Source organism: Bradyrhizobium sp. SHOUNA76 (assembly GCF_023006445.1).
Taxonomy (GTDB): domain Bacteria; phylum Pseudomonadota; class Alphaproteobacteria; order Rhizobiales; family Xanthobacteraceae; genus Bradyrhizobium.
The window spans coordinates 1-21,932 of the sequence record NZ_JALBHA010000055.1 but is presented as its reverse complement, the minus strand read 5'-3'; the positions used below and the strand labels follow the sequence as shown (position 1 = coordinate 21,932).

Genomic DNA, 21,932 nt, shown 5'->3' with positions numbered 1-21,932 from the left:
GACCGGCAACGGCGGCTTCGCCAATGGCGGACCGGGCGGCACCCTCGGCACCTTCGGCGGCCTGCACTATGCGACGCAGGTCAACCCGAACGCGAGCAATGGCGTCAGCGGCACGACAAACAGCACCAGCCCGCGGCGTTGACCGGAACTGACCTCTCTCGGTCGGCCCATGACATTTCACGGCGGCGCCAGCGGGCGCCGCTTTGCGTTTGCGCCGTTAAGCTTCATGCAAAAAGTCGCGTAAACCGCGCGTTGCACTGCATCGAGCGCGTTCAATTGTAGGCTGGCTTGTGCTAGTGTTACGCGCAGCGCGGGCTTTGACATCCGGCTTGCTCCGGACGCAACCAGGTTTCTGGCGAACATTGATCCCAAGAACACACATCGATCCATTTTCAGGAATAGCTGGATGTTGCAGGTGAACAAGCGGCCCTCGGAGATCAACCGTGATTTCGCCGAGGCCGACGGCTCGGCGTCGCAGGCGCTGACCTCCTATCTCGACATTGTCCGCCGCCAGTTTCCGACCATGGTCGCGATCGTCTCGGCCAGCGTGATTGTGGCGGTGCTCTATCTCTTCACCGCCGCGCCGCAATTCACCTCCACCGCCTCTATGGTGATCGATACCCGCAAGGTGCAGCTGTTCCAGCAGCAATCGGTGCTCGGCGACATCGCGATCGATTCCGCGACGGTCGAAACCCAGGTGGAGATCCTGAAATCCGAGAACATCAGCCTCGCCGTAATCCGCGACCAGCACCTGACCGACGATCCCGAATTTACAGGCGCCGGCGGTGGCCTGCTCGGCACGGTAGTTGGCGCAGTCGCCGGCCTATTTTCCGATGGGCATGCGCCATCCGAATTCGAGCTGACGCGCAAGGCCTTGGAGCGCTTCGAGAAAAACCGCACCGTCAAGCGGCTCGGCGTGACCTATGTTATGGAGATCGGCTTCACCTCAAAGGACCCGGCCAAGGCGGCACGCATCGCCAACGCGATCGCCGACGCGTACATCGTCGATTCCCTCGAGGCGAAATACCAGGCTACCCGCCGGGCCAGCGTCTGGCTGCAGGACCGCATCAAGGAGCTGCGTACCCAGGCCTCCGCCGCGCAGAAGGCGGTGGTGGATTTCAAAACGGCAAACAACATCGTCGACACCGGCGGCCGGCTGATGAACGAGCAGCAGCTCGCCGAAGTGAACAGCCAGCTCGTGATGGCGCATGCAGGCACCGCCGAGGCCAAGGCGCGGATGGACCGCATCAACGACATCCTCAAGCAGGAGATTCCGGACGCCAGTGTCGCCGACGCGCTGAAGAACGACACCATCGTCAAGCTGCGCGGTCAATATGTCGACATGGCCTCCAAGGAATCGATCTGGGCGATGAAATACGGCGCGGATCACCTGGCCGCGGTCAATCTCCGCCGGCAAATGGCCGAGATCAAGAAGAATATCATCGATGAACTGAAGCGCATCCAGGAATCCTACAAGAGCGACTACGACATCGCCCAGACTCGCGAGGAGGCGATCAAGTCGAGCCTCGCCAACGTTGTTTCGGAATCTCAGCTTACCAATCAAGCTCAGGTGCAGCTTCGTGAACTAGAAAGCAACGCGCAATCCTACCAGGCGATGTACGACAACTTCCTGCAACGCTACATGGAAAGCGTGCAACAGCAATCATTCCCCATCACGGAGGCACGCGTGATTAGCGCGGCGAGCACGCCGCTGGTGAAAAGCTTTCCGAAAACATTGATTGTCCTTGCTGTTGCTGTGTTCGGTGGGTTGATACTGAGCTTCGGCGCGGCCATGGCGCGTGAACTCACGGACAAGGTCTTCAGAACTACCGGGCAGGTGGAAGAGGTGCTGGGGGTGAACTGCATCTCCATTCTGCCGGCCCTTGGTGGCGCACCTTTAGGATCCAAGCTTGGCGGTAAGTTTGCCCGGAAGAGCAATCCGCAGCCAGATCTGCTCCGCTATGTGATCGAGAATCCATTATCGCGGTTTTCTGAAGCTGTACGCTCGCTGAAAGTAGCAGTGGATCTTAATTCTATCGTGCGGGAAAATCGTGTTTTGGCGACCACCTCGACGCTGCCAAACGAGGGCAAGAGCACTCTGTCAACAAATCTCGCGCAGCTGATGGCGCATGGAGGCGCACGGGTGATCCTGATCGATGGTGACTTGCGCAATCCATCGCTGTCACGTGCACTGGTGCCCGATGCCAAGATTGGTCTTGTCGATGTGGTTGCTAACAAAGTGCAGCTTGAAGACGCGTTAACTGTCGATCCCGAAACAAAGCTTTCCATCCTACCGGCGGGCATCACCTCGAAACTTTTCCACACCAATGAGATCCTGGCGTCAAAGGCGATGCACTCGTTGATCACGCTTCTTCGATCAAAATACGATTATGTGGTCATAGACATGCCGCCGATGGCGCCTGTAGTCGATGTTCGCGTCACATCTTCTTTCGTCGATTCTTATGTGTTCGTTGTGGAGTGGGGGAAGACCAACATTGATGTTGTTAGGCACAATTTGCGAGGCTCGCCCGAAATCCAGGACAAGTTGCTCGGGGTCGTTCTGAATAAAGCCGATACTCAAGCGCTTGCCCGCTACGAGTCCTATCACGGTCGGTACTACTACCAGAAATACTATGCCCGCTACGGGTATGTGGAATAGTAAGCTGAGCTACTGGCTTGCGGTGCTGCGCGGTCTTTTGTTCGCGGGCGGCCTCTCCAGCGTGATCTGGTCGATTACCGCGCTTCCCGCGTTCTGGAAGATGATGCCGGCTAGTGACATCGCTGCGCGAATTGTCGCTGACGATCGATTTAAGCTAGGCGCTCTAGCGAATGTCCTGGCCGGAATTGAGAGCGAACAAGCCGGCGCGCTTTCGCCACCGGGGCTTTTGCGTGCTGTTGCCCTGGCTAAGCTTCGGGTAGCGGAGGAAGCGATGTTGCGCAGAAGCTCGGAGCAAGCAGATCGCAGCATATCAGCCGCCGTCGAGGAAGTGAAATCGGCTCTTGCCGTCAGCCCTAACGATTCATTCCTCTGGCTGATGCTTTACTCGGTTGAAACCACCCGTGGCGGATTCGATCTTCAAAATCTCCGTTATCTCGATCAATCTTACGCGGCAGGGCCTCGGGAGGGCTGGATTTCGCTTCGGCGCAATCGACTGTCTCTCGGCATTTTTTCGACGCTGGGTGATGCTACTCAGTCCGCGGTCATTTCAGAGTTTGAGCAGATGGTCGATGCTGACTTTGTCGAACATGCGGCACTTAATCTGATGGGAGCTGGGTGGCCTTACCGCGAGCGGCTACTAGCGGCTCTCGTCTCTGCCGACATCGTTTCGAGGCAAGGTCTTTATAAGCGGTTAGCGGCCGAAGGCATCAAGCTACCCATAGCAGGCATTCCGGTCGACGAACGACCTTGGAGGTGATGATGTATTTAACTCGGTGGGCGAGCAGAAGTCGCTTGATAATCATGATCCTCCTCTTCTCGCTTCCGGCGCCCGCTCGATCTCAGACGAACTCGCCGCCGAGGCTAACGATGCAAGGGCCGGCTGAGCAAACGGGAGCTCCATCCCTGCGTGATGCGCTAGGTCGACCATGCCTGGACGTCGAAGCAGCCTCACGCGCGCATGTTGTGAATCCTCAAATGTTGGACCATGTAGTTAGCCTGAAGAACAATTGCCTCCGGCAGATCAGTGCGAAAATCTGCTACTTCCACACCGATCATTGCAAAGATGTTGTGCTGCCAGCTTATAAACGAGCCGACATCATTCTCGGTACGATGCGCGGTGTAAACACGTTCCGTTACTCGATTAGCCAAAAGTGAGCGTGTCAACGCTCGTATTTCGAAGCAAACCGGAGACTGAATTTTGGCCCATGATTTTGTCCGTAGCTTGCGAAACGCGGTGCTATTCGGTTCGGTGCCAGCCCAAGCGCACATAAGGTTTCTCGGTCGCTGTAGACTTTTTGTTGATCCCTCAGACAATCGAGGGCAATCTGTTTTAAGAAGTTCTGGAGTTACGCAGCCTCGTGTCTCTCTAGTTTGGCGAGGGCTGGCGAAACGAATCCGTCCCGATATCGTGCTCGATATCGGCGCCAATTATGGCGAGATATCGCTTTCACTGAAGTACTCCGAGCAATCAAAGATTCATCTCTTCGAGCCAAACCCGCACGTCCGACACTATTTGGATCGAAGTGTTTCAACGCATGTAAATCGTAAGAATATTATTGTTCATAGCGAAGTGGCGTCGGATCGTGCCGGCTCTGTTGAGTTTGTGATCGATAGAAAGTGGTCTGGTACTTCGTCCGTTGTTGGTGAGATCGAAGATTCTGGATTCAAGGGAGGAGGTGAACAATCGTACGAAAGATTGAACCTTTCGACCTCAACAATCGATCACTGCGTCGGGGCCGCCTCCGATCGGAACTTGCTCTTCAAAATCGACGTTGAAGGATATGAAAGACAGGTGATGCATGGAATGGAGCGCACGTTGCGGAGGTCGGCCTCGTTCGGCGGGATAGTTGAGTTCGATCGAAATTCTCTACAGAGGGCAAATACCGATCCAGACGCCTTTGTTGCTCAACTGAGAACTTTGGGCATAGTTCATGTGCTCTTGGGCGGAACACTGTCTGATATGAAAGTGCCTCCTGACCACTGCGATCTGGTCATTGTTTCCGACGAAAGATATTTGAACGGCCTGATGCTTTTGCCGAATATTCTTAGGGCTATGTCGCCTCGCAGGCTGCGTCGGGCTCTTGGCGGGAAATCGTGAACTCCCTGTCACGATATCGAGCTGCGATGGCAAACAAAAAGAAGAGAGTCCAGCACTGGACCGTGACGTAGCCTCCGATGGAGAACCATATTATCGAGACGGTCGCGACGACATAAGAGACGGACTCGATCTGGATCGAGCGCAATAAACTGACGTAACCGGCTGCAGCAATGAGACCAAACACGATTCCAAGATAAATCCAATGCAAGAAGAAGCTATTTGTAATCAATGATCGCGCCGAGGAGGCTTCCAAGTAACCTCCTGTGAATGCGAGCCGATTAGAAAGATAAACCGGCAAAGTTGCAGTAAAAAGTGTGTCTTGGTTCCCGAGGCCGGTGCCGATAATGGGTGAGTCGGCCAGAATTGATTGAGTTACCAGTCGAGGGGCGATCAAGCGTCCATAAACGCTATCGCCATATACGAATTCGGGGGCCAATCCACGCGGAAGGGACTCAATAATCACTCCAACCAGGATGAAAGCGCCCACAAGGCCTGCAGCGATGACTGCTCTGGAAACTTGGTCACCAGAGCGCCGTACCTTAGAGGAGGGAAGTAGTAGTATCTGTGCGACGTATAGAGGTGCAACAAATGCAATCGTCGAGCTTCGGACCACATATCCCATCCACAGGCAAGTCACCAAGGCCGCATAGAACCTAGGGCTAAACGGTCTCGCATCAGTGCAGGCCAACCATGCAGCCATCGTCGCTGTAAACCAAATGCCAACGAAAGAGGGTTCAAGCGAAAATACCTTTGGTCTAACGCCGCCAAATAGCTGCACGTCTCTTATGTCAGCAACATAAGCGCTCTTTGGATAAACCAGAGAGCGGAAAGCATCGCTGATCATCCCGATGCCAGCGAATTGCTCCAACGTTGCGCCGATTACTAGGAAGAGCCAGAAATACTTCAAGACTCTCGAGAAGCGCCCGGCTGAAATTTCGAACGAGAGCAATACTAGAGAGAAGCCAACTAAGATTGAAGCGATCTGATTGATCGTTGCCCGCAGCATGACTCCGTCTTGATCGCCGTACCCGAAGGCGCTGATCGCATATTGAATCGTAAACATCACGATCAGCGCGTAGATCGTGCTGATAAACCGGCGTGGGACGCTCGGCCATTTGAGGCAGTAAAGTAAGCCTGCGATAGCGATGCAAGCCACGCTAGGCACAAGTATCTGCGTTCCGCTGTATATAGAAACTCCGGTATACGCCCCAAGCAAGTAGAGCATCAGCAAGGTATCGGTGCTGTGTTGCGAGAGTTCATGTGCGGTTCGGCCAGCAGCCAGCGGTCTGGTGCTCATCTGGCGTTGGCCTTCACGTTCATCTCGGTAATGTGGATGGCTTGCAGAAGAGTCTCTGCCGATCCTCTCCAGGAGTACCGCGTCTTGCTGTGTGCATATGCAGAATTGCGTAGTGAAGTGAGCTGATCAATATCATCCATCGATCTCAGTATATTTGAGACTAGTTCTTCAGTTGTGTCCGATCCAATGTAGTCAGTCCCCGGTCTCAGATGAGATCCTTCCATGGCGTGGATTAGACCAGCGACAGGAATCCCATTGAAGATATAATCTAGAATCTTCAATTTGAACCCGCCGCCAAGTTCATCAATGACGAGCCCAACTCGACAATCCGCCAAATGCTCTTCGAAGAATTTAACCTTGCCTCGAAAGTCAATCTGAGGGAATCGTTCAAGCATTCTTTTTGCAAACTGCGGAGGAGTGTCACCGACAATTCGAATGCTCACTGACTTCCCCAAAAATCGCTCGTAAGCGTACTCAAGGAAGCTCTCCAGATTTTGCTGTTTAACAGCCCAGTGCAGGGAGCCGAGCAGGACAATAGTTCTTGTTCGTGTGCCCTTGAAATCAGGCAGCGATTGAGGGATGTCTGAATATCCGGGGGCGCAGACCACTGTTTCGACGAGCGGATGTCGCTCACGAAACGTAGTGGAGTCCTGTTCAGTGATTGTTGCGATGCAATCTACTCGATTGCAAATGTCCTTCTCCAGCAATTCAGCCTTCTTGGCATCCCAGAGTAATGGGATCTTGCGTAATTTGGAGCGGGCGGTTCGCGCGAACTGGCGTCGTACAATGGTTTCATCGTTATGAGCGAGATAGATCTTTTGGGCCTTGGTCTGAGTCAGACTGGGCAGTAGAACGCCCATAGCGATGGAGTCCAGTACAATTGCGGACCATCGCTCAGATTTGAGCGTCTCTCGAAGAACTTCATTGTAGCGTTCTGAGGCGTAGCGATGGGAGATGCTGGGAAGGACTGAGAATATGCTAAGGATGCGAGAGCGATGCTGCAGTGGGATCTTGATCCAGCGAATTCCATGGGTAGTCGTCCGAGTTTCTGAGGAGACTTCGGCGAAGCAAATAACTGTCAATGCGACGTTGTTCGCTATGAGCCCTTCCATCAGTCCTTTCGAATAGACCAGGTCACCGCCGAACGAGTCTTCGTACGGAAACGCCTTTGCAAGCCACAGTACGCGTGTTCCCAAGTCACCCTGCCCGTGATATGTTTTTGGATGGGCTTGGCGTACGTTCGACGATGCCGCAAAGGTCGGCGGCAACGCGGGCGATGTCGAAGTGTTCTATTGCCCTAGCTCTGCCAGCTTGACCCATTCGCGCCCACTTATCCCTATCTTTCAGTGTTCGGCGAAGCGCATCTCTTACACAGTTCACGGTAGGCTCGTGAAATAACCAACCGGTTACTCCATCGACGACTGTCTCAGAAGGCCCTCCTAAGGAGTGAGCCAAGACGGGTTTTTCGAGCATCATCGCTTCTATGACGGAAAGCCCAAAAGGCTCGGCGTCAATTCGGGAGTTCACCACGACATCGCACGTCATGCAGACGGGGACTACTTCTTTAACCGGACCCAAGAATACTACACGCCCATCCAGACCTAAGGACCGCACCAAGCCAACAAGATGATGCTGGTATTCGGCTTCATATGGGCCGCCGCACAGCAACAGCTTGATGGACTCGAATTCATCTCCTCCATCAGCTAATGACCGAATGATCAGCTCTTGTCCTTTTTCAGGAACCAAACGTGCAAATATTCCAAAGACTATATCCGCCTCGTTGAGGCCTAACGAGGCACGCTGAGTTCGCGAGTGAGATTCTGAGGAAAACTCTTCCGAGTCTATTCCGAGATAGAAAACAGCGCTTTGCACTTTCCGATTCAAGAGGGTTTTCCTAGTGAAGGCGCTATTGGCCAAGGGCTTTACGGAATACCAGTAAAACCAAAAATCATAGATCCATTTGTTCAGCCTGAAAGGATAGCCATCGCTGATTGCGTTCGGGATTATCCAATAAGTTGTTACGCCAGCGCTGTGTGCAGCCATGCTCGCAATGGGCACCAGATTCGGCATTCTCACGATTGCGGCGTCGGGCTTCAATTGACCCATTCGTTGAGAGACGGCCTTAACTGCGCGCCTGAGATAAAGGGCCAGACTAACTATTCTTCCGATGGACTGCCAAAATCCCGTTCCGAAGTTTGGAGGGATCCCGAGAGAGAGAATCTCACAATCTGCGCCGGCCTCCAAACAATCATCGGCCATGGGTCCTGGTGCCATCGAGATGACTCGACAATTCACTCCGAGTTTGACCAGAGCTGCGATTAGGGAGAGGGTAAGCCTCCTAACTCCATACGTTTCATCACCCGAAACGACGAAGAAAAAGGTTTTCTCCGTTCCGTCCACTCTCGCAAGCCTATTCACCAATAAGCTCCGTTCTCGATCTTGTTGCGATCGGGCGGGCTTTCGTGGGGAAGTGTGCGTGTCCAACTTTCATTAAACATCTTTGAGATAACGGGATGAGAATCCCACCGTCGCCCCTTAATTCCAAACAAGATTTGGAGCTGTCCGCCGAGATGTATTGAGATCCTGCCGGAGGCCTTGATCGTCGCGCACAGAGGAATTGAAAGCGCGCCCGCTCCGATAAGGGCTACATCGAAATCTAACTCGGCAACAGAGTGCTGCAGCCTATCGAAAACTTCGAACCAACTGCTATCTGCACTCGGCATAAGTGCGGGACTTTGAGGGCAGGCCAGAGTGACGAGCTCGAAGTCGGGTAGAACATCCGGCTGAGCTTTCCAGACAGAACTTCGTTGATGATACTGCGCCTGAATCGAATCGATGAATGGAGATATCACGAGAACGCGCTTTCCATGCAGCGCAGACGTCCATGGATCCGGAAAATAATACGACTCCAGTCCGGTCAACTCGCAAAAGGTTGCGCTTGGACAGGCGCGATCGACGATTTGGCGTTCGCCCGGATTGTACCAGACTGCAAGAAGGTCTATCGCGCCTAAGGCCGTCAGCATCGCCGCGGCGTATCGATCCAAAAGATCGTCATTTGTTGGGAAGACCCCAGAATGAACGAAGATCTCCTCCTTAATCATCTCGTCGTAACGGCTCCCGCCTTGAGGCGCTGAGATGTACTGGTTAAGAACTTTAAGCTCGGAAGCACCAATCTTGCCAACGCTTGCTGGCGCGCCTGCCTGGACAATTTTCTTAAGCTCGGCGTTTCCTTGGCTCGCAGAAAGTACATTCAGACCGCGATAGGCCCAGTGCCCCCGTAGATTTCTTATGCCATCTCTGAGAAAACGATTGGGGTCGACGACGTTGGCAACTCGCCGTAGGCGATTTCTTTGCTCGATATTCATTGAATGAAAGAGGTCCCTATGTCTTTTCGGATCAATAGCATATTTGGTTTTCAAAGTCGATTCTAACGGGATACACACATGGCACTGTCGATCTTGCCTCCTGGCGATCTAGGCGTCCAACATGCTAGCTAACTTAATTTCCTCGTCGGGACTAAACGTTTACCGAGCGTTACTCCAATTTGTCTTCAACGTAGCGCTTACTCACTATTTGGCGCCCGCCGAATTCGGCATAGTTAACTTCATTCTTCCGCTGGTTACTCTAGTGATCCTGCTTGGGGATTTCGGGTTATCTACCGCCGTTGTGCGCGATCGCGATTTGGGGGAGCATGAAGCGGGAGCCGCATTTACCCTAAGCGTTTTCGTTGCTCTGCTGCTTGGCTTTGCCGTCAATATCGCCTTGTGGTTGCTTCCTGATCCTCGGGCATTGGAGGTTCGGCCCATCATCGTTGCGTTCTCGGTAGTCCCGCTACTCTCACTCGCGACGATAGTGCCGAGGGCGTTGGTTGAGCGAAAGTTAGCCTACCGATCCCTTGCGGCGATCGAAGCAATCGCGATTTCTTCAGGGGCGCTCTGTGGGCTTATCCTTGCCGCGCAAGGGGCGGGCGTCTGGAGCTTGGTAGCCTTTCATTTGATTACTCAAGCGGTGCGGTTTGCTGGTTTCTTCCTACTTTCCTGTTCTGATATTCGGGCGAATCTTCGCTGGTCGTCTACAAGGCGCCTTTTAAGCTTCGGAAGCTGGGTCTTTGGATCTAGCCTCCTCACATTTCTCTTCAGAAATGGCGACAATATCATAATTGGTGCGATGCTTGGGCCTGCGGCGCTCGGCGCTTATGCTTTTGCCTACCAATTCATCGTGTTGCCGCTCATGGTCCTTACCTGGCCTGCATCAGGTGTGCTCTTGGCGACATTCAGCCGGCTGCGACCGGACGCAGGAGAGGCAAGGAAGGTTGTTGGCTCAGTCATTTGTCTTACTGCCACTGCAACTTTTCCTACGACCGCCTTCCTTGTCATTGAGGGGCCATACATCCTACCGTACGTGCTGGGTCCTCAGTGGCAGCTCGCTACGCAGATTGCCGCGATTCTCGCGCCCATAGGAGCGCTACAATCGCTCAGTTCTTACATTGGGCCGACAATGCTTATACGGGGGCGCGCCAAGTCCCTTTTCTTGCTCAATCTTGCTACTACAGTTCTGACGCTGTTGTTGTTTACGGCTGTCGCTTGGTTTGGCTGGAACATTGTTCAACTGTGTTGGGTGTATCTTATGTTTTCGACAGTCATATTCATGGGCACCCTGATGCTCATGTTCACTATGCTTGGAATGACATGGTCCTCTGTGGCACGTATTCTTTGGCTCCCGTGCTTGGCTTCCGCATTGGGTTCGACTGCGGCAATGATCGTCCACCTCAGTAGTAGGTCCGTGCCAGTTAGTACGAGTAGCTTGCTGTATAGCTCACTGGCATTTGTGATGACGACGATGCTTACGCTTGTTCTCCAAAGGAGATTGATTCTGGAGCATCTAAGCTCAGTGGTAAGAATGGGCGGTAAGAACCCGATTCCCTTAGGAGCAGCGCCATGAGACGTCGGGAGTTGATTGCAGGCAGTCTCTTGATGGGAGCGGGAACGGCAACGAAAGTCGCCGCAGCGAGTGAGCGTGTATCTCGCGGTGAAGAAATAAAGACTGTCCCTGACGTTTCGGGGCTTAAGCTTGCGCCTCTTTCGGAAGCAACCGTTTGTCTTGGGTATCACACAGCAGGCGATGGTGGAGGCGGCATCTTTACATGGAGCCCGGATTCGAATTCCGAGCCGGACTTTGGATTGATCTTTGCTTCGGAGTTATCGAGCACGGGGAGATGGTTGCGAATTCTGGATGGAGAGTTGAATCCGAGGTGGTTCGGCGCATATGCGGATGGACTTCACAACGATACAGAAGCGGTTGCCCGATGCTTGGGAAGGTGCTCCCAGACGACGCTAGCCGGAATCTGGACTGCGGTGGAGTTCCCGTCGGGCACTTATCTTCTCGATGGCGCCGTCTCGGCGACGCTAAACAGAGTTCGAGTAGTCGGCAATTTCGCGGTTTTGAAGCAGGCGAAAGCCAATTGTCCGATCCTTGAAATTGAGGGGGCAGAGTGGACCATTTCCGGTTTCCGTTTCGAATGGAGTGAACTTCAAGGAAGCAATAATACGAAATCAATAGCAATTGCGATTGGAGGCGGCGGAGGTTGGGGGTTTCGAATCGAGAGTTGTCATTTCAATGGGGGATACCGTGGCGTTAGTTCTTATCTCTCGGGCTTCTTCAATAATCCTCTCATTTGGGCCGCGTCGATTGTCGACTGCCGCTTTCGGAACTTCACTGGCGCGGCCATTTTTATTCAGCCGCGCAAGACGAACGCAGGCCAACTAAGCCTCACTCTCCAAGATATCGGGATCTATCACTATCGAGCACCTGCAGTCGAGCCTCACATTCGGATTTGGGATTGCGAGGTCTTCTTATCGCAGTTGGATATAGAGGGGTTCTCGTTTGAGGACATCTCGCTTGAGCAGTGCTATGGCTCTATTCTTAGCGTGCATATCGAGCACAAGAAGGCGCTCTTGCCCGAAGCTAAGGAGGTTTGCGTACTCCGTGCAAGCCGCTGTTCGTTGTTTTGTCAGGGATGGACAATACAAGGCTCGCTGACGTCTAGTGGTTCGGATCAATCTTCATTTCGGATCATCAATGCTTATGAGAGTGATATTATCGTTGCTCACATCATAGATAAGAGTTTTGGGTTTGTTGGAGCCTGGGATCGAATCTCACTCGGCGGAAAGAATAGCTCCTACAATCTTTTGAGCCCACTGCCGCTTCGTACGAATCAGAAAAATATGAGCGGATATCGGGTCGAAGCTACCTTCGAAAATAACTTCCATGACGCCGCGCCTACGTTGCTGCTCGATCCGGCCGACGATGAGTTTGAAGTCCCACGCGCCAGCAAGGTACACGTGGTATTCTCGAAGGAATTGACGCGGAATAAGCGCTTGGTACTTCCTCGGCCCGGTTCCTGTTCAGGTGCAACTTGCAAAATAGTGCGAACTGAAACCTCGAACGGACTTGGTATGATTGTCATCCGAGGTTCCGGTCGAGATGAATGGAAGATAGAGTCCGCCGGTTCTTGGCTGGAGCTCATTTGGCTTCATGACGCGAGGGCGTGGTTGCGTGTTGCTGGGGGCAGCTAGCAGAAGCTAGAGCCTAGAAAGAGTTCCGCTGGACGCATGCGTGCAGCGAGGTCGAGTCTATTTCCGTGCGCAGGCGACCATGGACTTTGCAAGAACTGGAACCCGTCCACTGCGCTTGAAGCGGATGTCTTTGAATCCTTTTTCGTCCAAAAGCTTTGTTAGAGTCCGAATGGACCAAAACTTGATATGGCCGTGATCCCACAACGCAGTAAAATGCCGGTCCAATTTTCCGCTCAAGGCGAGCGCGACGTTCTTTAGGTAGCCGTGGTACGGGGTGCTGATAATGGCTATTCCGCCAGGAACAAGTAGATTGTAAATTGCATCTGCGTACTCGCGCGGGCTGTAGACATGCTCGACCACTTCGAGGCTGACCACGACGTCGAACTTGCCATAGGCTTTTGCCAAGTCGTCGTAAGCAGATCCTCGATGAATTGTGAGATGCGGATATCTTGCTCTGGCAAGTTGAATTCCCTCCTCGGAGGGATCGACACCTACGACGGAATACCCGCGCCTATGCAATAGCTCAGTGATTGAGCCATTGCCGCATCCAAGATCCATCAATCTCAAGTTTTTTTCAGGCTGACCGACGCTATCCAAGAAAGACAGCAGCGACGGCACTAAATGTGAATGTGAATCGTTCAGCTCAGCGTCGTTGTATTTGTAGCCTGATATTGAGCTCAGATCCTTCATGTCACCTTCTGCCGCTCGTATGATTATATCTCGTTGCGCCTAATACTTGAATCGTCAATACGCCGCGTTTTGCCTGAAGCCTAATGCGATTGTTCCGACCACGATTTTGACATCCAACCACAAGCTCCAATTATTGATGTACCACAGATCATACTCCACGCGCTTCTGCATCAGGTCGAGCGTGCGGGTTTCTCCGCGATAACCATTAACCTGGGCCCAGCCGGTGATGCCGGGCTTGACGTGGTGGCGGAAGGCGTAGTTGCCGATGATCTGCTCATATTCGGTGTTGTGGGCGGCCGCGTGCGGGCGCGGGCCGACCAGCGACATGTCGCCCTTGAGCACGTTGAGGAGCTGCGGCAGCTCGTCGATCGAGGTCTTGCGCAGCCATTTGCCGATCGGCGTGACGCGCGGGTCGTTCTTCTGCGCCTGCACGATGGTCGGGCCGTCGTCCAGCACGCGCATGGTGCGGAATTTGAAGATCCTGAACGCGCGTCCGCCGAAGCCGTGGCGGGTCTGGAGGAAGAACACCGGGCCCTTCGAGCTCAGCTTGATCAGGATCGCGGTCACCAGCATCACCGGCGCGAACACGAACAGCGCAACGCTGGCGCCGACGAGGTCGAGCGTCCGCTTGAGCGCGCGCTCGTTCCAGGACAGCGGCGCGCGGCGCAGCTCGGCGGTGAACGTGTTGCCGGTGCTCACCAGCGGATAGCGCAGGAACCGCGCGGCATTGGGGTCCGGCACCAGATGCACGGGGATGGGGAGGATCTTCAGCGCGTCTAGAATGCTGTCGATCGCGTGCTGCCGGCTCCAGTTCATCAGCAGGAAGACGTGCTCGACCCGGTTCTCGCGCGCGAAGGCGATCAGCTCCTCGAAGCGCGGCGCCAGCTGCGACAGCAGCAGCGGCGAGGCGAGGTCCTTGGCCGGGATCTCCATCACCCGCACCAGGCGGTAGCCGTGCTGGCCGAGGTCGTCGACCGCGTTGGACGAGGTGGCAAGGCCGAACTCGGCGATCAGAAGCGCGCGGCCGTTGGCGAAGGCGCCGGTGCGCAAGGCATGCGCGGTCCAGCGCGCCGCCGCGATCTTCCAGGCGAGCAGGACGACGAGGCCGACCAGATAAAATGAGAGTGTGGTGCCGCGCGAGAACTCCTCGCTGACCTTCATCGTGAAGGCGATCGCCAGCAGCGCCCCGAACAGCCCGGTCCATGTCGTCAGCGTCATCCGGAACGTGCGGGCCAAGTTGGTGACGTTCTTCAGACGGTAGCCGTGCTGCACCACCGTCAGCAGGACGAAATTGATCGCAACCAGCACGCTCGCCGCCGCATAGACATCCGCCTTGCCGAGCGTGCCCGCGGTGACGATGTGATAGCCGGCCGCGCAGCCAATCCCGCTGACGACGATCAGCGCCGCATCGATCACCGCCATCAATCGCTCGACAACCACAGGGCGCATCCAGCTCGGCGCAAATCCTGCAGCTGTGGCGGGAGCCTGCTCGACCACGCCAATTTTCGCCGTAGAATCAGCGACGGGCACCGGCCGTGTGGAAAGAATTGTCATCCTGCCAAACTCATTGACGCAAAATTCATTATCCGAGCACGCCGTGCTATCGGTCAAAATCGCTGGTAAAACAAGGCGAAGGAAAAATTAACCTTACCCCACAAGCTGCATTGTAGCTCATCTCGCCTCGACTGATATGTTAAATTTCACAACCCGTTAGGAAGATCTCGTTGCCTCGAACCCAGTCCCGGCGGCGGACCCGGCCGAGAGGGAAGCGCTACCTCGCCATTGGCCTTGCTGCCCTGGCCTTGGTCGGAACGGTGCTCCTCCTTCTTCGCCCCGATGCAGCCCCCGTGCGAGCTCCGACGACTTCCGCGGCCGTCGCAGTCAAGCTCCTCCTTGACGGGCCATTTGGCGCGCGCTTTGCCGGCGAGCTTGCTGCATCGAGGCAGGGGTACTTCTCCTCCCGCATTGAGGTGGAGGCCCAGCCCGAAGACCCTGACTTCGTCCAGACGATTGCACGCCAACATGCCATCGGCGTGACGAGCGGCCAGAAGTTCTTGCTGGCGAGCTGGCGCGGCGTCGCCGTCACCGCCTTCGCGGCCAGCTTTCTCGATACCTCGGTCGCGATCTTCACACTCGAAAGCTCGGGATTGCGGCGGCCGGTTGACCTGGTCGGGAAGCGGGTCGGGTATCGCAGGGCGAGCGAGGGAGAGGTCGTCTTTGATGCCATGATGGCTCAGCTCGGGCTTCCCCGCAGCCAGATCACCAAGGTCCCGGACCGTGACAGCTTCGAGGCTCTGAAGGCCGGGGAGGTGGATGCGATCGTCGCCGCCATCGACGAGCAGCCCGGTCCCTCCAGTCCGAGTTTCGTGAAGCTGAACGTCATTAAGCCGCAGGACTACGGCATCCATGTCCCAGGCCAGGTCTATTTCGCGAGCAATGATCTCATCCATGACCAGCCGTCCGCAATCGCTGACGTTCTTCAGGGCCTCATCCGAGGATGGCAATTTGCCTACGCGGACTATGCACGGAGCGTGCCCGTTCTCGCCGGCGCCGCCCCGGCCAGGCTGAATTCCGAACGGCTGCAATTCGAGTTGCAGCAGCAGCGTCCCCTCGTGCTGCCGACGGGCGGCCGTATCGGCGACTACGATGAAAGCCGCTGGCGGACGCTCCGGGATATTCTCATCTTTGCCAAGCTCGGCGAGGAAGACGTGCCGCTGGCTCAGACCGTCAACTACCAGTTCCTTCGGGATGTGTACCGCCGTTCACCCGACCTCGCTGCCCCCGGCGCCTGGAGCGAGGAAAAATAGGACCAAGAAGCCACACCTGTGCGCCATGTCGTCCCAAAAGCCCCTCGGCCGCCCAGCATGAGTTGCATTTCGGCCGGTGCCCTTGGTAAACTTCGGTTCACTATTTGGGCTAGTCGCGGAGTTGGCTTTACAGACTGTGACGTTGGTCGGCTGGGGTCTGACAAGCGCGGTCGGGGATCAAATCCGCAGGGGCGAGGAGCTTTTTGGATGTTTAAGACGTTGATGCGAGCGGGCTTTTTGGCCGCGACAGTCTCCCTCGGTGCTGCGAGCGGAGCAAGCGCCGCGATGCCGATGCCGGCACCGGCGGCCCTGCTCGCGGGCGAGAGCCAAGTGACGGCCGTTACCTTCTGGGCGCAGCCCTATCCCTATCGGTATGTGCCGTCGCGCCGTTGCCCGCTGGTGCGGGTCGAGACGCCCTATGGCTGGTACATGGATCGCGTTTGCGCGCCTGTCGGTCCTGTCTTGCGCCGGGCGTACTGAGGTTGAGCTAACAGGCGGCGGCTGCCGTCTTCCAACGATGTTCAAAGGCAGCCGCACAGCTCATGCGGCTGCTTTGCTCGTTTTTGTTTCATTTTCTGATGACCTTTTGTGCGCGCAGCGCAGGTTCACCATGAATATCTTTGGAGGGCCGGGACAGGCTATCGCATGGTGAAGATTGTGTTACCAGTTTGGCGGGGCTGCATCGGCAGCGTGATTGCGTAATGCGGCGGTAGCCGGATCTCACGGGAGCGATGCTCCGGCGAACCGGACGCTGATAGAGGATACGATGACAGGGGTTTCAACCTTCGATCTTTCGGGCAAACGTGTCTTTGTCGCGGGTCACCGCGGCATGGTGGGATCAGCTGTCGTCCGTAGGCTTGCGTCAGAGAATTGCACCGTACTGACGGCCGACCGGCGCGAGCTGGACCTTACAAAGGAAGAGCCCACGCTGAAATGGCTCGAGGCCAATCGTCCAGAGGTCGTTGTTCACGCCGCTGCGAAGGTTGGCGGTATTGCAGCCAACAACAATTTCCCGGTCGACTTTCTCTGCGACAACCTCGCGCTGGAATTGAACGTGATCCGTGCAAGTCACACGGTTGGTGTGCGGCGCTTGCTGTTCCTCGGCTCGTCCTGCATCTATCCCAAGCACGCCAAGCAGCCGATCGCGGAAAGCGAGTTGTTGACCGGTCCCCTGGAGCCGACCAACGAGTGGTATGCAATCGCAAAGATTGCCGGCCTCAAGATGTGCCAGGCCTATCGTCGTCAGTATGGCGATGATTTTATCTCGGTCATGCCGACCAATCTCTACGGCCGCGGCGACAATTATCATCCCGATCATAGTCACGTCCCGGCCGCGTTGATCCGGCGCTTCCATGAAGCCAAGCTCGCCAATGTATCCAGCGTCTCGGTGTGGGGCACCGGCACGCCGCTCCGCGAATTCCTTAACGTCGACGATTTTGCCGATGCCTGCGTCTTCCTTCTAAAGAACTATTCAAGCGATCTTCCGATCAATGTCGGCAGTGGCGACGAATTCTCGATCGCCGATTTTGCGAGGACAGTCGCGGAGGTCGTGGGCTATCAGGGCGAGCTCGCGTTCGATACGTCAAAGCCTGACGGCACGCCACGCAAGCTGCTCGATAGCTCGAGAATTCGAGGGCTTGGCTGGCGACCGAACGTCGCTCTGCGGGCCGGTCTCGCGGCCGCCTACGCAGACTTTTTAAAGGGCTCTGGACGTCATCTGGAAGTCAGCGCGACGCGCTGAGAAAAACTACGTAAGACTACAAGAAACTTTTTTATTCTGAACTTTTGATTTGGGTGGGGCTTTATGCGTGTTCTCTTGGTCGGCATCAATTATGCCCCCGATCTGATCGGTGTGGCAAAATACAACGCTGAGCTCTGCGAAAGTTTGGCCGCCGAAGGTCATGAAGTCAGGGTCATTACGGCACCTCCGTATTATCCAGCCTGGAAGATTCCCCCGGCGTTCAAGTCGTCGTACTTCAGGTCGAGAGATATTCGCGGCGTTCGCGTGACACGTACGCCTATTTATGTGCCCGGACATCCCTCGGGCGCCAAGCGGCTGGTTCATCACGCTTCATTCGCGCTTTCGAGCGGGGCGCCGGTCCTCGTTGAGGCGCTATCCTGGCGCCCCGACGTTATGATCGCCGTCGCACCATCATTAATGTCGGCTGCCTTCGTCTCATTCGTCGCTCGTTGCGTCGGTGCCAAATCATGGCTTCATGTGCAAGACTTCGAGGTGGACGCGGCATTTGATCTTGGTCTGCTACGCAATCCTAACTTGCGAAAATGGATGCTTCGAGCCGAAGCGGCGATCCTCAAATCCTTCGACCACGTTTCATCCATCTCTCAAGCGATGGTGAACCGGTTGAGAATCAAGGGGTTGAATCCTGACAAGACAGCCGAGGTGAGAAACTGGATTGACACCAACGCGATCTGCCCGGGTTCGCGAATGACCAAATACCGTCAGCAGCTGAAGCTGGGCGCGGGCGATATCGTTGCGCTCTACTCCGGAACAATGTCCAACAAGCAAGGCCTTGAACTCGTGATCGAGGCTGCGATCGGTTTGGAGGAGAGCCATCCTCATATCCACTTCATCCTTGCAGGCGAGGGGCCACATAAAATGAGGCTGGAGCAGCTCGCTGCCGGACGTCGCAATGTCCATTTTCTCGGGCTTCAGCCCAACGAAAGTTTCAATCAATTGATGGCCACGGCCGATTTTCATCTGATCCCGCAGAAGGCCGAGGCCGCCGATCTGGTGTTGCCCTCCAAGCTTGGCGCGATCTTCGCGTCGGCTCGGCCGGTCATTGCGATGGCTGAAGAAGGCACGGGCCTCGCGGCTGAAGTCACGGATGCGGGCTTGGTGATTCCACCCGGAGATTCGTCCGCGCTTGAGCTTGCAATTTGCCAGCTCAGCGAAGCGCCGGCTCTCCGTGAGCATTACGGCGAAGAAGGAAGAAGGCGCGCGCTTGATCGTTGGGATCGACGCGCAATTGTGCACCGGTGGTCGGAGGCCATGGCAGGGCAGGGCAGTGCGACAGGGCAGAAGAATGTCGACTCGAAAAACGCTGCCGGCGACATTGGGCTTCCCGTGGAGGATGCCGTTCGGTCACCTTAAAGCATCTGATCTCAATTCGTTGTCGTCCAAAAAAATGAGCGCCGCGATGGGCGCTCATTTGGCTTCTTGCCTTGCTGGCCGATCTGCCAGGACTACTCGTGGCGCGGGAAATACCTAAAGCCGTGCTGCTTAATCAGCTCATCGCGTTTTGCGGATTCGAGATCTTCCTTCATCATCTCGCGAACGAGACTCTCGAATGAGGTCTGGGGCTGCCAGCCGAGTCTTTCTTTCGCCTTGGACGGATCGCCAAGCAAAGTGGCGACCTCTGTTGGGCGGAAATAGCGCGGGTCGACCGACACTACGCATTTTCCGCTTGCAACATTGTAACCCTTCTCGTCGACGCCGGCCCCCTCCCATCGGATCTGCATGCCGACTTCGCTCGCCGCCACGTTAACGAAATCTCGAACCGAATGTTGAACACCGGTCGCGATGACGAAATCTTCCGGCTTTTCTTGTTGCAACATAAGCCACTGCATCTCGACATAGTCGCGCGCGTGTCCCCAATCGCGCAATGCATCGAGATTGCCGAGATACAACCGCTCCTGCAGGCCCAGATGGATCCGGGCCAATGCCCGCGTGATTTTTCGGGTGACGAAAGTCTCACCCCGGACGGGAGATTCGTGATTGAAGAGGATGCCGTTGCAGGCATACATCCCGTAAGCTTCACGGTAATTGACCGTGATCCAGTAAGCATAGAGCTTGGCGACGGCGTACGGCGAACGCGGGTAGAAGGGAGTGGTCTCCTTTTGCGGGATTTCCTGGACCAGACCGTACAGTTCCGATGTCGATGCCTGGTAAAACCGGGTCGTCTTTTCCAGTCCAACGATCCGCATGGCCTCGAGAATTCGAAGTGTGCCCAGGCCGTCGGAGTTCGCTGTATACTCCGGCTCCTCGAATGAAACGGCCACGTGACTTTGCGCAGCGAGATTGTAGATCTCGTCGGGCTGCACTTGGCCAACGATCCGGATCAGGCTCGAGGAATCCGTCAGATCGCCATAATGAAGCCGGAAGGGTGGATCGGGCTCGTGCGGATCGAGATAGAGATGATCGATGCGGTCCGTGTTGAAGAGGGAGGTCCGGCGCTTTATGCCGTGGACCTCGTATCCCTTCTGCAAAAGAAGTTCGGCCAAATAGGCGCCGTCCTGCCCGGTGACGCCGGTAATAAGTGCTCGTTTCTTTGTCATATCAGTCCCAAAAATGGAAATTGGTGCTTACACGAAATTGACCTGGTTAGGGAGGGCGAAATGGCGAAAATCAAGCTTAGATTAACAGCGTCTGGCTCCAGCCGGCGCGCCAAAGATTTCCGCCGAGTACGTGCGAGGCGCAGTGCCCTTCAGGGTGTCCGTCCCTCGTTTGACCGTAGTCGGGCGAGAGGCCTCCAAACCGTGGAAAAAACCAGATCGGATCTCATGACCATATGAGGCTTGGCCCGGTTGATCGGAGGCCAGCTAGAAGGTCGCGACTTCCCGTGTCCACCGTTGTGGATCCGTTCCCGACTCCGCACGCAGGATAGTGAACCGATCCAAAGCATCCACAAGCGGCGTGACCACCGGACTCAGATTATCGAGTACGAGGACTGCTCGTCCCTCACGCACGAGCAGCACAAGATGGTGCTCTCCGGTTGCCCGAATGACGACCTCAGCGAGGAGGAGTGCTGAGCTGGGCCAGCCGTATCGAAGCAGCAGATGGCGCTTGGTGACGGCATAGTCGCCGCAATTGCCTTCGTCAGGAAATATCTGCCATTCCGCGTCGCGTCGGCTTGCGGGCGGATCCTTCGGCGCTATGCCGAAGTTCACCGTTGAATTGATTTGGGCGAGTTCGCGCCAGCGCTGGATTGAAGAGCGGAAGTCTCGGATCCTGCGATCGTCATGGCGCCGACAATCCTCGGGATATTGAATGCAGAATTGGGAGAATGAAAGCGGTGGCGTCACCGCTTGTGACTGGTAGTTCGAATAGGCGGGCTGGCCGCAAACGCAATACATTATGGCCAGCATGCGGACCGCATGTCTGAACATCGCAAGTTCACCTAACATTCCTGATTGCTAGACGAAGTATATTGCGATGCGATGGAAGCGCCATGACAATTGTGAGGCAATCGATGCACAATCGTGGAGCAGCGTGCGCGCGCTTGATCTGAACGAGGTGAAGGCCGCCACGGTATAGGAGTCTGTGGCCTCGAACACCTGCAACGTGCGCAAGGGTGTGGCAGTTGGGCTGCCGGAGATGATTGGCAGCGTTCGGCCTATCCGGATCGTTGCTTCGATCGCATATAGTACGTCAGAAGCGCGGTGCATGTCCGCCGAACCGCTCTTCGTTTCCCTAATCCTTCCATCCATTCAGCGAAGTTCAGGCTGCCGCCCACTACATTGAGCAGAAATGCGCCCGTGGGCGCTGATCGCCGCGATCGCGGCCTGAGGCGGGCCCCGGCTAACCACAAGTCCCTGATAGGAACAACTTCGCCATCGATATTTGGAAAGTTAGTCTGTGGCGTAGCCGACTGTTCGCAGTCCTGCGAACGCAAATGACGGTCACGGACCATTAGAGTCCTTCCGTCAGGGACGCGATGAATGCTGGGACGCCAGGGCTCGAAAACACACCTGGGCGGAAGCTGGCTGACGCTTCTTATGGTTGTAGGGAAGACGAATTAGACGGACCGGTGAAAGGCTGCCCTTGGCTATTTCGAATTGCGCTGTC

17 protein-coding genes are annotated in these 21,932 nt (G+C 55.6%); 9 read left to right on the top strand and 8 right to left on the bottom strand.

Going from position 1 to position 21,932, the window contains the following annotated elements; translation table 11 throughout:
- The first annotated feature begins 406 nt into the window (after positions 1-406).
- From MOV74_RS09925 to MOV74_RS09915, 3 genes are all read left to right on the top strand, one after another.
- Positions 407-2,659: a polysaccharide biosynthesis tyrosine autokinase gene (locus tag MOV74_RS09925; RefSeq protein WP_246920883.1), complete on the top strand. Its 2,253-nt coding sequence runs from the start codon at positions 407-409 to the stop codon at positions 2,657-2,659.
- A complete protein-coding gene (locus MOV74_RS09920; protein WP_246920881.1) occupies positions 2,649-3,416 on the top strand; it encodes a hypothetical protein in 768 nt (255 codons plus the stop codon). Before MOV74_RS09925 ends, MOV74_RS09920 begins: the two co-directional genes overlap by 11 nt.
- A 651-nt stretch (positions 3,417-4,067) precedes the next feature.
- A complete protein-coding gene (locus tag MOV74_RS09915; RefSeq protein ID WP_246920879.1) occupies positions 4,068-4,757 on the top strand; it encodes an FkbM family methyltransferase in 690 nt (229 codons plus the stop codon).
- Here MOV74_RS09915 and MOV74_RS09910 read toward each other — a convergent pair.
- The 4 genes from MOV74_RS09910 to MOV74_RS09895 are packed head-to-tail and all read right to left on the bottom strand — an operon-like array spanning position 4,711 to position 9,419.
- Positions 4,711-6,054: a hypothetical protein gene (locus MOV74_RS09910; RefSeq protein WP_246920876.1), complete on the bottom strand. Its 1,344-nt coding sequence runs from the start codon at positions 6,052-6,054 to the stop codon at positions 4,711-4,713. The genes MOV74_RS09915 and MOV74_RS09910 overlap by 47 nt on opposite strands.
- A complete protein-coding gene (locus tag MOV74_RS09905) occupies positions 6,051-7,250 on the bottom strand; it encodes a glycosyltransferase (protein WP_246920872.1) in 1,200 nt (399 codons plus the stop codon). Before MOV74_RS09905 ends, MOV74_RS09910 begins: the two co-directional genes overlap by 4 nt.
- A 1-nt stretch (position 7,251) precedes the next feature.
- Positions 7,252-8,472, bottom strand: a complete 1,221-nt coding sequence (locus tag MOV74_RS09900; RefSeq protein ID WP_246920870.1) for a glycosyltransferase family 4 protein — start codon at positions 8,470-8,472, stop codon at positions 7,252-7,254.
- Complete coding sequence (locus MOV74_RS09895) at positions 8,469-9,419, bottom strand: hypothetical protein (protein ID WP_246920868.1); 951 nt, start codon at positions 9,417-9,419, stop codon at positions 8,469-8,471. Before MOV74_RS09895 ends, MOV74_RS09900 begins: the two co-directional genes overlap by 4 nt.
- Before the next feature lie 121 nt (positions 9,420-9,540).
- Here MOV74_RS09895 and MOV74_RS09890 point away from each other — a divergent pair, with 121 nt between their 5' ends.
- Together MOV74_RS09890 and MOV74_RS09885 are read left to right on the top strand one after the other, a co-directional pair.
- Complete coding sequence (locus MOV74_RS09890) at positions 9,541-10,995, top strand: oligosaccharide flippase family protein (protein ID WP_246920866.1); 1,455 nt, start codon at positions 9,541-9,543, stop codon at positions 10,993-10,995.
- The gene (locus MOV74_RS09885) at positions 10,992-12,629 is read left to right on the top strand and encodes a hypothetical protein (RefSeq protein WP_246920864.1); all 1,638 of its coding nucleotides are present in this window, start codon (positions 10,992-10,994) and stop codon (positions 12,627-12,629) included. Before MOV74_RS09890 ends, MOV74_RS09885 begins: the two co-directional genes overlap by 4 nt.
- Before the next feature lie 57 nt (positions 12,630-12,686).
- Here MOV74_RS09885 and MOV74_RS09880 read toward each other — a convergent pair whose 3' ends face one another.
- On the bottom strand, positions 12,687-13,319 hold the full coding sequence (locus MOV74_RS09880; RefSeq protein ID WP_246920862.1) for a bifunctional 2-polyprenyl-6-hydroxyphenol methylase/3-demethylubiquinol 3-O-methyltransferase UbiG: 633 nt from the start codon (positions 13,317-13,319) through the stop codon (positions 12,687-12,689).
- A 54-nt stretch (positions 13,320-13,373) separates the two neighbouring features.
- Positions 13,374-14,768: an undecaprenyl-phosphate glucose phosphotransferase gene (locus MOV74_RS09875; RefSeq protein ID WP_246920860.1), complete on the bottom strand. Its 1,395-nt coding sequence runs from the start codon at positions 14,766-14,768 to the stop codon at positions 13,374-13,376.
- 275 nt (positions 14,769-15,043) lie between these two features.
- Here MOV74_RS09875 and MOV74_RS09870 point away from each other — a divergent pair, with 275 nt between their 5' ends.
- The 4 genes from MOV74_RS09870 to MOV74_RS09855 all read left to right on the top strand — a co-directional run bounded on the left by MOV74_RS09870 (position 15,044) and on the right by MOV74_RS09855 (position 19,238).
- Complete coding sequence (locus MOV74_RS09870) at positions 15,044-16,126, top strand: ABC transporter substrate-binding protein (RefSeq protein WP_246920858.1); 1,083 nt, start codon at positions 15,044-15,046, stop codon at positions 16,124-16,126.
- Between the two features lie 207 nt (positions 16,127-16,333).
- A complete protein-coding gene (locus tag MOV74_RS09865) occupies positions 16,334-16,606 on the top strand; it encodes a hypothetical protein (RefSeq protein WP_246920856.1) in 273 nt (90 codons plus the stop codon).
- Positions 16,607-16,892: 286 nt separating this feature from the next.
- The gene (locus MOV74_RS09860) at positions 16,893-17,867 is read left to right on the top strand and encodes a GDP-L-fucose synthase (RefSeq protein ID WP_246920885.1); all 975 of its coding nucleotides are present in this window, start codon (positions 16,893-16,895) and stop codon (positions 17,865-17,867) included.
- A 63-nt stretch (positions 17,868-17,930) separates the two neighbouring features.
- Entirely contained in the window at positions 17,931-19,238 is a 1,308-nt protein-coding gene (locus MOV74_RS09855; protein ID WP_246920852.1) for a WcaI family glycosyltransferase, read from the top strand.
- Between the two features lie 92 nt (positions 19,239-19,330).
- On the opposite strand, the gene gmd is transcribed toward MOV74_RS09855, so the two are convergent.
- Together gmd and MOV74_RS09845 are read right to left on the bottom strand one after the other, a co-directional pair.
- Positions 19,331-20,422, bottom strand: a complete 1,092-nt coding sequence (gene gmd, locus MOV74_RS09850) for a GDP-mannose 4,6-dehydratase (RefSeq protein ID WP_246920849.1) — start codon at positions 20,420-20,422, stop codon at positions 19,331-19,333.
- Between the two features lie 264 nt (positions 20,423-20,686).
- On the bottom strand, positions 20,687-21,253 hold the full coding sequence (locus MOV74_RS09845; protein WP_246920846.1) for a transglutaminase-like cysteine peptidase: 567 nt from the start codon (positions 21,251-21,253) through the stop codon (positions 20,687-20,689).
- Between the last annotated feature and the right edge of the window lie 679 nt (positions 21,254-21,932).